The organism is Halomonas sp. LBP4 (genome assembly GCF_003202205.1).
In the GTDB taxonomy this organism is placed as follows: Bacteria; Pseudomonadota; Gammaproteobacteria; order Pseudomonadales; family Halomonadaceae; genus Halomonas; species Halomonas flagellata.
Genome location: NZ_PDOG01000003.1, coordinates 632,335 through 645,052 on the forward strand (window position 1 = coordinate 632,335; position 12,718 = coordinate 645,052).

11 protein-coding genes are annotated in these 12,718 nt (G+C 56.4%); all 11 read left to right on the top strand.

Features of this window, described 5'->3' with window-relative positions; translation table 11 throughout:
* The 11 genes from rfbH to CR157_RS23055 all read left to right on the top strand — a co-directional run bounded on the left by rfbH (position 1) and on the right by CR157_RS23055 (position 12,520).
* Positions 1 to 1,314, top strand: a complete 1,314-nt coding sequence (gene rfbH / locus CR157_RS13370) for a lipopolysaccharide biosynthesis protein RfbH (RefSeq protein ID WP_110283991.1) — start codon at positions 1 to 3, stop codon at positions 1,312 to 1,314.
* Position 1,315: 1 nt separating this feature from the next.
* On the top strand, positions 1,316 to 2,227 hold the full coding sequence (locus tag CR157_RS13375) for an NAD-dependent epimerase/dehydratase family protein (RefSeq protein ID WP_110283992.1): 912 nt from the start codon (positions 1,316 to 1,318) through the stop codon (positions 2,225 to 2,227).
* Positions 2,217 to 3,374, top strand: a complete 1,158-nt coding sequence (locus CR157_RS22285; RefSeq protein ID WP_146218694.1) for a hypothetical protein — start codon at positions 2,217 to 2,219, stop codon at positions 3,372 to 3,374. Before CR157_RS13375 ends, CR157_RS22285 begins: the two co-directional genes overlap by 11 nt.
* A 248-nt stretch (positions 3,375 to 3,622) precedes the next feature.
* Entirely contained in the window at positions 3,623 to 4,744 is a 1,122-nt protein-coding gene (gene gmd, locus CR157_RS13380; protein ID WP_110283993.1) for a GDP-mannose 4,6-dehydratase, read from the top strand.
* Positions 4,745 to 4,746: 2 nt separating this feature from the next.
* On the top strand, positions 4,747 to 5,721 hold the full coding sequence (fcl, locus tag CR157_RS13385) for a GDP-L-fucose synthase (protein ID WP_110283994.1): 975 nt from the start codon (positions 4,747 to 4,749) through the stop codon (positions 5,719 to 5,721).
* Positions 5,722 to 5,730: 9 nt separating this feature from the next.
* On the top strand, positions 5,731 to 6,231 hold the full coding sequence (locus CR157_RS13390) for a GDP-mannose mannosyl hydrolase (protein WP_110283995.1): 501 nt from the start codon (positions 5,731 to 5,733) through the stop codon (positions 6,229 to 6,231).
* Positions 6,232 to 6,242: 11 nt separating this feature from the next.
* Positions 6,243 to 7,649, top strand: a complete 1,407-nt coding sequence (locus CR157_RS13395; RefSeq protein WP_110283996.1) for a mannose-1-phosphate guanylyltransferase/mannose-6-phosphate isomerase — start codon at positions 6,243 to 6,245, stop codon at positions 7,647 to 7,649.
* On the top strand, positions 7,649 to 8,413 hold the full coding sequence (locus tag CR157_RS13400; RefSeq protein ID WP_219999946.1) for a glycosyltransferase family 2 protein: 765 nt from the start codon (positions 7,649 to 7,651) through the stop codon (positions 8,411 to 8,413). The genes CR157_RS13395 and CR157_RS13400 overlap by 1 nt, the downstream gene beginning before the upstream one ends.
* Before the next feature lie 36 nt (positions 8,414 to 8,449).
* A complete protein-coding gene (locus tag CR157_RS13405) occupies positions 8,450 to 9,787 on the top strand; it encodes a UDP-glucose dehydrogenase family protein (RefSeq protein WP_110283997.1) in 1,338 nt (445 codons plus the stop codon).
* A 2-nt stretch (positions 9,788 to 9,789) separates the two neighbouring features.
* Positions 9,790 to 11,064: a sugar transferase gene (locus tag CR157_RS13410; RefSeq protein WP_110283998.1), complete on the top strand. Its 1,275-nt coding sequence runs from the start codon at positions 9,790 to 9,792 to the stop codon at positions 11,062 to 11,064.
* A gap of 181 nt (positions 11,065 to 11,245) precedes the next feature.
* Positions 11,246 to 12,520: an exopolysaccharide biosynthesis polyprenyl glycosylphosphotransferase gene (locus CR157_RS23055; protein WP_110283999.1), complete on the top strand. Its 1,275-nt coding sequence runs from the start codon at positions 11,246 to 11,248 to the stop codon at positions 12,518 to 12,520.
* The last annotated feature ends 198 nt before the right edge of the window (positions 12,521 to 12,718 follow it).

Sequence of the window (12,718 nt, forward strand, 5' to 3'; positions counted from 1 at the left end):
ATGTCACCCGAAGCGCTTCGCCAGGAAATCAGTCGACTCGTCGAGCAATACGCCAACCAGGCCCATGCACCACAGCCATTTCACCCCGGTGAGAGCGTCATACCTCCCTCCGGCAAGGTGATCGGCGCCCGCGAGATCCAGTTCATGGTCGAGGCCTCCCTGGATGGCTGGTTGACCACCGGTCGGTTCAACGCCGAGTTTGAGAAGAAGCTGGCCGCCTTTCTCGGGGTCGAGTATGCCATGACAGTCAATTCGGGCTCATCGGCCAACCTTGTCGCCTTCAGCGCACTGACGTCACCCAAGTTGGGGGAGCGTGCCATCCGCAAGGGCGATGAAGTGATCGGTGTAGCAGCCGGCTTCCCGACCACTGTCAACCCGATCGTTCAATTTGGCGCCGTGCCGGTGTTCGTCGACGTCGACATGGCGACTCACAATATCGACGCCGACCTGATCGAAGCGGCCATCACACCCAAGACGAAAGCCATCATGCTGGCCCATACCTTGGGCAATCCCTTCAACCTCGGCAAGGTCAAGGCCTTGTGCGAAAAGCATAACCTCTGGCTGGTGGAGGATTGCTGCGATGCCCTAGGCGCCACCTACGATGGCAAGCCGGTCGGCACCTTCGGGGACATTGCCACGCTCAGTTTCTATCCGGCCCACCATATCACCATGGGGGAGGGCGGTGCCGTATTCACCAACAATCCCCAGCTCAAGACCATCGCCGAATCCTTCCGCGACTGGGGGCGTGACTGCTACTGCGCACCGGGCTGCGACAACACCTGCGGCAACCGCTTTGGCCAGCAATTCGGCACCCTGCCCCAAGGGTACGACCACAAGTACGTGTATGCCCACCTGGGCTATAACCTCAAGATCACCGACATGCAAGCCGCCTGCGGCCTGGCGCAGCTTGAACGCGCGCAGGAATTCATCGAGGCCCGAAAGCGCAACTTCGCCATCTTGAAGGAACGCCTGGCAGGCCTGAGCGATTTTCTGGAAATCGCCGAGGCGACACCGAACAGTGACCCATCCTGGTTCGGGTTTCCGGTCACACTCAAGGAGGACGCTGGCGTTCAGCGAGTCGATCTTCTCAAGTTCCTCGACCAGAACAAGATCGGCTCGCGTCTCCTGTTCGCCGGCAATCTGACCCGGCAACCCTACTTCCAGGATGTGGAATACAGGGTTGTCGGTGAGCTGACAAACACCGACCGAACCATGAATCAGACCTTCTGGCTGGGTGTTCAGCCGTCACTGGGACAGGAACACTTTGACTTTGTGGGTGAAAAGCTTGAAGAATTTTTTGGACTGAATTTTTGATATGTATCGAATATTGATTAGTGGTTCAACCGGATTTCTTGGTAGTAAGCTATTGGTGCATTTTGCTAGGCTTGGTTGTGAAGTTATTGGCGGGAAAAGATCAAGCTCCGACCTTTCTCGACTGGGGGAGTATAGAAATAATGTTAAGTTTATAAACCTGGATGATCCTGCTGCTTTAAAGCGTTTTTTTGAAAATAAAAAGATAGACTGTGTTATCCACGCTGCGTGCAGTTATGGAAGGGAACCCGGCTCTGAGTTCGATGTCTTTGATTCTAACTTGACTCTTCCGATAAGGCTGGCTAATCTGGCGAAGAAAAACAAAAACTGCTTGTTCTTGAATACTGATACATTCTTTTCTAAACCAGAGTATGATCTTGGTTATATGGGTGCCTATGTCCTATCAAAGAGGCATTGCTGGGAATGGCTTAAAATTTTTATAAAAGACCTTAAGGTTATAAACGTACGGCTTGAACACGTGTATGGCCCTCTTGATGATCGGGCAAAGTTTGTTTCCTGGGTCTGCGATCAATTCATGAGTCATGATAATAAAAAAGATGCCATGGTGCTATCAAGTTGTTCTCAACTAAGGGATTTTGTATATATTGATGATGTCGTATCGGCATTTGATACTCTTTTGAAGTCGAGATCCAGTCTTTTTTCTGGCCAGGTTTTTGAAGTTGGAACAGGAGCTCAAACGACAGTAAGAGAAATGGTGGAATGTATTGAGGAAGCTTTTATAAGGTCTGGGAAAGATGTTGCTCAACCTATTTTTGACTCCTCCCGTAACAGAACTGGAGAGATTCAAAGCTCTGTTGCTGATACTACAGAGCTAGAGAAGCTTGGTTGGCAACCGAATTTTTCCTTGGCTGAAGGTGTGAACTCTTTAGTAAGGGCCGAGATTAATGGCAAATAAAAACTATCTGATCTCTGGCATAGGCCCGGGGCCTGGCGGGGTCGGATCTTTGATGAAAAACCTTGCACCCATTGCACGTAATTACGACTTCCATGTGATTAGTAATTTTAATGGCCCCTCGCTGAGAAAACTTGTAAGTCAGAAAAAGTTTTTTGAAACTGCATGTGTGTTTTTGAAGCGGTTAGTGGCTTGGTTGTGGTTTAATATCCTGATTTTCTTTATAAAAAATTCAAACGTTATATTTCTGCATCCTCAAACAGTCGGCTATAAATCTCTTTTCAGGTTAATAAAGAGGAACAAGGTTTTTCTTTATGTGATGGACAACAGTTTTTTTTGCATTAGGTCTTATAATTACCGGGAATCTAAAAATCAGGAATGTCTTGATTGCTTGGGTTGTTTATCAAATGTTGCAGACGAGTGTTCTCCTTTCCCAATCCCTATTGCTAAGAAAACCAATCTAAGGTACTTGAGAGAGCTCAATGAAAAAAGTCTAGAAATTGTTTTTCTATGCCAAAATAAAAATCAAGAAGAACTTTTAAGGTTGCATTTTGGCCAAAAAGTTAGAGTGTTCGTCTTAGGCATGGACACTGGTGAGGTATCTTTGTCAGATGCTCAGGCTAGACTATTAAAGAAGAAAGTCGAATACCAGAATCCATTCATTTTATTTCATGGAGCCGCTGCGGGTCCAAAAGGGATAAATTATGTTTTGGAGTTGGCGAAAGTTATGCCTGATCTAAAATTTGTTATCCCTGCATCCATAGATGATGTAAAAGGTAAGGAAATTCCCAGAAATATTGAGTTTAGAAATATTACATGGGATACGGGGTTAAAAGAATTGACCGAAAATGCTTCAATTGTTTTGAATCCCTCAATGTGGTCGGCTCCAATTGAAGGTGCTTTAATCAAATCTCTAGCATATAATCCTAATGTCGCAGTTATAAAAACTAAATATGGATTTGAAAAAGAGATTCCGGAAGATATTGGCCTGATTCGTTTGTCAACTGACCCGTTTGAAGCATCCAGTACTTTGAGAAAAACACTGCTAAACGGTGGCTGTACAACACTTCAAATAAAGAATCGTATTGCTTGGTTTGATAAACTGGAGCGGTCTAGTGGATTTGAAGGATTTTTGAGAAATATGATCTAATGCCTGAATTCAGGGGCTATGTGGAACCCCAAACACACTTTGCATTAGCAGCGAGGGTGTGCAGAAACCACGGGGTCACAATAGGCCTATCTGTCAACGTAGTTGTCACATAAATGGATTGATAGATGATTAACCGACCAGAGCTTAGATGAACTATCAGGTGGTCTCCATCCTTTGGACCACTTAAGGGGCCACTGAAGGCCTGGATTTAGAGTTTATTATTATTTGAAGTGATTGGAAGGCAATACATGACTAGAAGAGCTTTGGTTACCGGCATTACCGGCCAAGACGGTTCCTACCTCGCCGAATTTCTGCTTGAAAAAGGCTACGAGGTCCACGGCATCAAGCGCCGGGCCTCGCTGTTCAATACCCAGCGGGTCGATCACATTTACCAGGATCCGCACGTCGAGAATCAGAACTTCGTTCTCCACTATGGTGATCTCTCGGATTCCTCCAACCTGACCCGGATCATCCAGCAGGTGCAGCCGGATGAAGTCTACAACCTGGCGGCGCAGTCGCACGTGGCGGTGAGCTTCGAGTCTCCCGAGTACACCGCCGATGTGGATGCGCTGGGCACCCTGCGCATCCTGGAGGCGATCCGCCTGCTGGGCCTGGAGAAGAAGACCCGCTTCTACCAGGCGTCCACCTCTGAGCTGTTCGGCGAGGTGCAGGAAACGCCGCAGCGCGAGACCACGCCGTTCTACCCGCGCTCGCCCTACGCCGCCGCCAAGCTCTATGCCTACTGGATCACGGTCAACTACCGCGAGTCCTACGGAATGTACGCCTGCAACGGCATCCTCTTCAACCACGAGTCACCGCGCCGGGGCGAGACCTTCGTCACTCGCAAGATCACCCGTGGGCTGGCCAACATCGCCCAGGGCCTCGAGGCGTGCCTCTACATGGGCAACATGGACGCACTGCGCGACTGGGGCCATGCCAAGGACTACGTGCGCATGCAGTGGATGATGCTGCAGCAGCAGCAACCGGAAGACTTCGTGATCGCCACCGGCAAGCAGATCTCGGTGCGGGACTTCATCCGCCTGAGTGCCGAGCAGCTGGGCCTCACGCTGCGCTTCGAAGGGCAGGGCGTCGAGGAGACTGCGGTCGTGGCGGCGATCGATGGCGACAAGGCACCCGGCATCGCGATCGGGGACGTGATCGTGCGAGTCGATCCGCGCTATTTCCGCCCCGCCGAGGTCGAGACCCTGCTGGGGGATCCCACCAAGGCCAAGCAGAAGCTGGGCTGGGAGCCGGAAATCACCGTGCAAGAGATGTGCGCCGAGATGGTCGCCGAGGACCTCAAGGTGGCGCAGCGCCACGCGCTGCTCAAGCGGCACGGCTATGACATCCCCGTGGCAGTGGAGGGCTGAAGATGGCGCGTGAATGCGATCAGGCGGTCTTCGTCGCCGGGCACCGGGGCATGGTCGGCTCGGCCATCGTGCGGCGCCTGGAGGCGCTGGGCTACACTAATATCCGCACCGCCACGCGCGATGAGCTCGATCTCACCGATCAGGCTCAGGTGGCGGCCTTCTTCGAGCGGCACGCCATCGACCAGGTCTACCTGGCCGCTGCCAAGGTGGGGGGCATCCAGGCCAACAACACCTATCCCGCCGACTTCATCTACCAGAACCTGATGATCGAGGCGAACCTCATCCAGGCGGCGCATCGCGCCGGGGTGCAGAAGCTGCTGTTCCTGGGATCGTCGTGCATCTACCCCAAACTGGCCGAGCAGCCGATGCGCGAGGGAGCATTGCTCACCGGCACCCTGGAGCCGACCAACGAGCCCTACGCCATCGCCAAGATTGCCGGCATCAAGCTCTGCGAGAGCTACAATCGTCAGTATGGTCGTGATTACCGCAGCGTGATGCCCACCAATCTCTATGGCCCTAACGACAACTTCCATCCCGAGAACTCCCATGTGATACCGGCACTGTTGCGTCGCTTCCACGAAGCCAAGCTGCGCGGCGACAGCGAAGTGGTGGTATGGGGTAGCGGCACCCCGATGCGTGAGTTCCTGCATGTGGACGACATGGCTGCAGCCAGCGTGCACGTGATGGAGCTCGATACTGGGAGCTATGCCGCTAACACCTCGCCAATGCTCTCGCACATCAATGTAGGCACTGGGCTCGACTGCACCATCCGCGAGCTGGCCGAGACCGTCAGCCGGGTTACCGGCTTTGAGGGTGAACTTCGCTTCGATACCAGTAAGCCTGATGGTGCCCCGCGTAAACTGATGGATGTATCGAGACTCAAGGCCTTGGGCTGGCAAGCCAGTATCAGCCTGGAGGAAGGGTTGCAAGATGCTTACCGTTGGTTCCTCGATAATCAGGATCGCTTCCGTCGATAAGTGTAAGACATGAACGACGCTTTGACCGATGTTGATGGCTGGTTGAGCGATGCGGATTTTGGCCGCGTCGTTGCGCATACGCCCTTGGTATCACTGGACTTCGTGGTGACCAACCCTCAAGGAGATTGGCTGCTTGGCCAGCGTCTCAATCGACCTGCCCAAGGTAGCTGGTTCGTGCCTGGTGGCCGAATACGTAAGGACGAGCCCTTGGAGGCCGCCGCACGTCGTCTAACCGAAACTGAGTTGGACCAGATACATGAACTGGCAACCATGCGCTTTCTCGGCGTATACCAGCATTTCTATGCTGACAGCGTGGTAAGTCCAGAGATCTCGACCCACTACGTAGTGCTGGCCTACCAGCTTCAAACAACGCCGGACCTCGATGCCTTGCCACAGCAGCAGCATGACCGCTACCGCTGGTGGTCGCCCAGAGCTATCGCGAATGCCGAAGCCGTTCACGTCAATACCCGAGCCTACCTGCCAGCCGTTTCGACGCTGACTGACGAATAAGGAGATACCCGATGCTTACCCCCGTCATCATGGCAGGGGGCAGTGGTTCGCGATTGTGGCCGCTGTCACGCCAACTCCATCCGAAGCAGTTCCTGCCGTTGACTGGTGATGGCAGCATGCTGCAGGAGGCCCTCAAGCGACTGGCGCCCATCGAGCACGGCTCGCCCATGCTGATCTGCAACGAAGAGCACCGCTTCCTGGTGGCAGAGCAGTTGCGCCAACACGGCATCTCGGATGCACGTATTCTGCTGGAGCCGGAAGGGCGCAATACCGCCCCAGCGATTGCTCTGGCGGCGCTGCAGGCCGTCGCCGAGAACCCGCAGGCGTTGCTGCTGGTGCTGGCGGCGGATCACCTGATTCAGGATACGGCGGCATTTGCCGAGAGTGTTGCACAGGCCATGGTACTTGCCGAGCAGGGGCAACTAGTCACCTTCGGAGTGGTACCTCTCCATGCTGAAACCGGCTATGGCTATATTCAGCGGGGCGAGCCGAGCGGTACCCAGGGTTTTCGAGTCAAGCGCTTTGTTGAGAAGCCAGGCAGGGCTACCGCGGAAGATTACCTGGCCACCGGCGACTACTACTGGAACAGTGGCATGTTCTTGTTCCAGGCCAAGCGCTATCTAGAGGAACTTGAGCAATTCCGACCATCGATGGTGCAGGCATGCCGTGCGGCCTTGGCGGGGGCCAACCAGGATCTCGACTTCACTCGTTTGGATGCGGAGGCGTTCAAAGCCTGCCCGGCGGATTCCATCGACTACGCAGTGATGGAGCATACCCAGCACGCCAGCGTAGTGCCGCTGGATGCCGGTTGGAGCGATATCGGCTCCTGGTCGGCGCTATGGGAAGTGAGTGATCATGATGCTCACGGCAATTCATGTCAAGGTGACGTAATGCTCCACGATAGCCACAACTTGTTGGTGCATGCCGATCACCGCTTGGTGGCTACGGTGGGTGTGGAGAATCTGGTGGTCGTCGAAACCAAGGATGCTATTTTGGTAGCCCATAAGGATCGTGTCCAGGACGTCAAGAAGATCGTCGAGCGACTCAAGGCGGAGGGACGTGATGAACACCGGAACCATCGCGAAGTCTATCGCCCTTGGGGTGTCTACGATTCGATTGATCATGGCCATCGATATCAAGTTAAACGCATCACGGTGAAGCCCGGTGCCAAGCTCTCAGTTCAGTTGCATCATCACCGTGCCGAACATTGGGTGGTCGTTTCGGGCACCGCCAAGGTCACCAATGGCGACAATACCTATCTGGTCAGCGAGAATGAATCGACCTATATCCCCATTGGCCAGGTACATGCTCTCGAAAACCCAGGAGTGATACCTCTGGAGCTGATCGAGGTGCAGTCTGGCTCCTATCTGGGTGAAGACGATATCGTGCGCCTCAATGATCGCTATGGGCGCTGCTGATGAGTGATCCGTTGAAGATTTCCGTTATCACCGCCTGCTTCAATAGTGAGGCAACCATCGGCGAGGCCATTGCCACCCTTAAACGGCAGACCTGGCAGCCTATCGAGCATGTCGTTATCGATGGTCTGTCGAAGGACTCTACTGTAGCAGTTGCACGGGAAACCCTGGGGGAGGGCGATGTCTTGGTCTCCGAGCGGGACCAAGGCATCTACGATGCCTTGAACAAGGGCATTCGACACGCCACCGGCAATGTGGTGGGTTTCCTGCATTCCGATGACCTCTACGCCCATGATGATGTGCTAAGCAAGGTCGCGGCATGTTTCGCTGATCCAACGGTGGGAGCGGCGTATGGCGATCTGGAATATGTCAGTGCAACCAATCCCGAGAAGGTGATCCGCCACTGGAAATCTGGCTCCTTCAGCCAGAGCAAGCTTAAACGTGGCTGGATGCCACCACATCCGGCTTTCTTCATGCGCCGTGAACTCTATCAGGAATTGGGCACCTTCGATCTGACCTACCGGATTGCCGGCGACTACGATGCCTTGTTGCGCTACCTGAGCAGCGAGAAGGTCAAGGTGTCCTATCTGCCTGAGGTGCTGGTGAAGATGCGCGTTGGTGGGGCCAGCAATGGAAGCCTCAAACAGATATTGCGCAAATCACAAGAGGATGTGTTGGCTATGCGCAAGAATGGTGTCAACCCCTTCATTGCGTTGCCCTGCAAGAATCTTTCCAAGCTGCCGCAGTTTTTTTCGAACCGCAAATGAAATCTGGATGGGCGTGAACGTTTCAGGAGTCAGGGAATGAGGATCACCATTTTTGGTACGGGCTATGTGGGGCTTGTGACGGGCACCTGTTTGGCTGATGTGGGTCACGATGTACTGTGCGTGGATGTGGATTCGGACAAAATTGCACGGCTACGCGATGGAGAGATTCCCATTTACGAACCGGGGCTGGAGTCGATGGTGCGCCATAACGCAGAAGCCGGCCGCCTACAGTTCACCACCGATGCCCGGCAGGCGGTGGAATTCGGTCAGCTGCAGTTTATTGCCGTGGGCACGCCACCGGATGAAGACGGCAGCGCCGATCTGCAGTATGTACTGGCGGTGGCCACGACCATCGGCGAGCATATGGGCGAGTACAAGGTGATTGTCGACAAATCCACCGTGCCGGTAGGCACTGCCGATCAGGTGCGTGATTCCGTGGCCAAGGCGCTGGCTGCTCGCGGTGAGGCTGTCGATTTCGATGTGTGCTCCAACCCGGAATTCCTCAAGGAAGGCAATGCTATCGAGGACTTCACCCATGGCGCTCGAATCGTGGTGGGTACCGATTCCGAACGAGTGAAGGTGTTGATGCGCGAGTGCTACGCGCCCTACATCCGCCTGCAGGAAAAGCTGATGTTCATGGACGTGCGGGCGGCCGAGCTCACCAAGTATGCCGCCAACGCCATGCTGGCCACCAAGATCAGCTTCATGAACGAGATCGCCAACCTGGCCGAGCGACTCGGCGCCGACGTGGAGCAGGTGCGCCGTGGCATCGGCAGCGACCCGCGCATCGGCTACCAGTTCATCTACCCGGGCTGCGGCTATGGTGGCTCCTGCTTCCCCAAGGATGTGCAGGCGTTGGCGCGGACTGCCCAGGAAACCGACTATCAGGCCGAGCTTTTGAATGCGGTAGAAGCCGTTAATCATCGTCAAAAGCAGACGCTCTACTCGAAGCTGGCTCAGGCCTTCGACGGTGACTTGTCTGGCAAGACCATTGCGGTATGGGGCCTGGCCTTCAAGCCCAATACCGACGACATGCGCGATGCGCCAAGCCGTACCCTGATGGAAGCATTGTGGGCGGCAGGGGCCAGGGTGCAGGCCTACGACCCGGAAGCCATGAAGGAGTGCCGCCGGCTTTATGGCGATCGTGACGACCTGATGCTGGTGGCCGACCGCATCCAGGCGGTGAAGGGAGTCGATGCCCTGGTGATCTGTACCGAATGGAAAGACTTCCGTGCTGTAGACTTCACCTGGTTGAAGCAGCAACTCGTCAGTCCGGTGGTGGTGGACGGGCGCAATCTGTACGATCCCGCAGCGGTAAAGGGGGCTGGACTGCTCTACTTCGCGGTCGGCCGCGGTGATTCGATCAAGGGGTAAACGTGAAACAGCGCTACGAGCGCCGCCATTCTCGGTGGTACGAGCAGGTTCTGCTGGGTCTGCCCTTTCAATTGGCCGTTGGCCTGGCGGTGGTGGCCGGGTTACCTTCGCTGGAGCGCTGGGGCTGGGAGTTCTGGCACTACCTGCCTCCAGTGAGAACCAACACCATCCTGGCCTGTGTGCTGGCCTTCCTGGCTATTCTGTTCACACTACGGCGCATGAACCGTTTTCCAGGGGCCCAGGTCTCGGCCTACATCGGCCCCACGGTGTCGGTGATCTATCTGATTGCGGTGGCCGTGCTGTTCTTTTTGCGCGAGGAGTACACTCGGCAGGTGCTGTTCGGTAGCTTCCTGATGAGCCTGGCCTGGTTCTACCTGGCGTTCTTCCTGGGGCGCCGCTATCGCCGCCTCAAGCTGGCCGTGGTGCCGATAGGCCGGACGGAAACGCTGGAAGCGACTCCGCATATCGAGCTGCGTTCGCTCGAAGAACCGGATATGGGCGGAGTACGTTATGACGGCATCGTCGCCGACCTGCATGCCGATACATTGAGCGCCGAGTGGGAGAAGTTCCTGGCCCGCTGCACGCTCAACCATATACCCGTCTACCACGTGCGGCAGATTCAGGAGGCCATGATCGGGCGGGTACAGATCAAGCACCTTACGGAGAATGAGTATGGTAGTCTGATGCCTTCGCTCTCCTATCAAGGCGTTAAGCGCTGCATTGACCTGATAGCTGCCTTGATCCTGCTGCCGATACTTGCGCCGGTGATGTTGGCCACTGCGCTAGCAATACGCCTGGATAGCCCGGGGCCTGCCCTGTTTGTCCAGCAGCGGATGGGCTTCCGTGGTGTGCCGTTCCAGGTCTACAAGTTTCGCAGCATGTATATCGACCAGAGGGGGAGCGGCTTCACGCAAGGAGACGATGACCCCCGTATTACTCGTATCGGGCGCTTCATTCGCAAGTGTCGCCTGGATGAGTTGCCGCAGCTCTTCAATGTGATCAAGGGCGAGATGAGCTTCATCGGGCCGCGGCCGGAGTCCATGGAGCTTTCCGAGTGGTACGAGCGGGATGTGGCCTTCTTCAGCTACCGTCATGTGGTGCGACCGGGGATCTCCGGCTGGGCCCAGGTAGAGCAGGGCTATGCGGCCGAGGTCGACGGCATGACCACCAAGCTGCAGTACGACTTCTACTACATCAAGCACTTCTCACTGTGGCTCGACGTGTTGATCGCCTTCAAGACCCTCAAGACTATCGTTACCGGGGACGGGGCACGTTAAACGCGTGGCGCCAGCTGTCCCCAGTGACACTCATCGAGGTGTCCGCTGCGGCTAGGCAAGCGCGCTCGCGGTGCTGGAGCGACTTGAGATACACTCACGCCCGCGACCGGCCTTCGTGGCGAAATGGCGCCGCGACCGGATCATGGATGAGATGGCCACCGACTACTGGCACTGGTGACGAATGAAGCGTGAGTACGAGCGCCGCCACTCCCGGTGGTATGAGGTCCTGTTGCTGGGCCTGGGGGGGCACCTGCTGGTGGGCATGCCCCTGGTGATCGGCCTGCCCTCGCTGGAGCGCTGGGGCTGGGAGTTCTGGCACTACCTGCCGGACGTGCGCACCAACACCATCATTGCCATCGCCTTGGCCTTCGTGGCCTCGGCCCTGACCCTGCGGCGCATGGCCCGCTTTCCCGGGGCCCAGTTGGCGGCCTACATCATGCCCACGGTGTCCGTCGCCTTCCTGATCGCGGTGGCGATACTGTTCTTTACCCGTGAGGGCTACACGCGGCAGGTGATGTTCGGTGGCTACCTGGTCAGCCTGGTGTGGTTCTTCCTGGGGTACTTCATCGGCCGGCGCTTCCGCAGGCTGAAGCTGGCCCTGGTGCCGTTCGGTGATACCAAGCGGCTGCTGGGCACGCGCCAGGTCGATCTGCGGATGCTGGATTCCACCGATCTGGGGGGCGTGCGCTTCGACGGCGTGGTCGCCGACCTGCGCGCCACCGACCTGCCGGCCGAGTGGGAGCGGTTCCTGGCTCGCTGCACGCTCAATCATATCCCCGTCTACCATATCCGCCAGATTTCGGAATCGCTCTCTGGCCGCGTGCAGATCGATCACCTTTCCGAGAACGAGTTCGGCAGCCTGCTGCCCTCGCTGATGTATGTCGGCTTCAAGCGGGTGGTGGATTTCCTCGGCGCCTTGCTGCTGTTGCCGCTGCTGCTGCCCTTGATGGCCGTGGTGGCCATCCTGATCAAGCGCGACAGCCCCGGGCCGGTGTTCTTCCTGCAGCCACGCATGGGCTACCGGCAGCACCCCTTCCTGATGTACAAGTTTCGCAGCATGTACCACGACATGAGCGGCGAGGACTTCACCATCTCCGAGGACGACCCGCGGATCACCCGGGTCGGCATGTGGATCCGCAAGTATCGCATCGACGAGCTGCCGCAGATCTTCAACATCCTGAAGGGGGAGATGAGCTTCATCGGGCCGCGGCCCGAGTCGACCTCGCTCTCCGAGTGGTACGAGCAGGACGTGCCGTTCTTCAGCTACCGCCACGTGGTGCGCCCGGGCATCACCGGCTGGGCCCAGGTGGAGCAGGGCTACGCCGCCGAGGTGGATGGCATGTCGAAGAAGCTGCAGTACGACTTCTACTACATCAAGCACTTCTCGCTGTGGATCGACGTGCTGATCAGCCTGAAGACGGTGCGGATTCTGTTTACGGGGTTCGGGGCGCGCTGACCTGCCGGTTCCCCTTGGAGGGACGACCATCGCCGCGGCCTGGCCCGCGGCGATGGCGGTTCTGGGTGCACTCCCCGATGGCCGCTGGCACTCACAGTGACTGTGTAAGCGTTCGGGCATCACCGCTTGTCAGTGATCAGGCGTTGTGCTGCCAGTTGTGGGGCAGGAGTTCGTGGATTTGGCTGGCCTTGTGTGTCG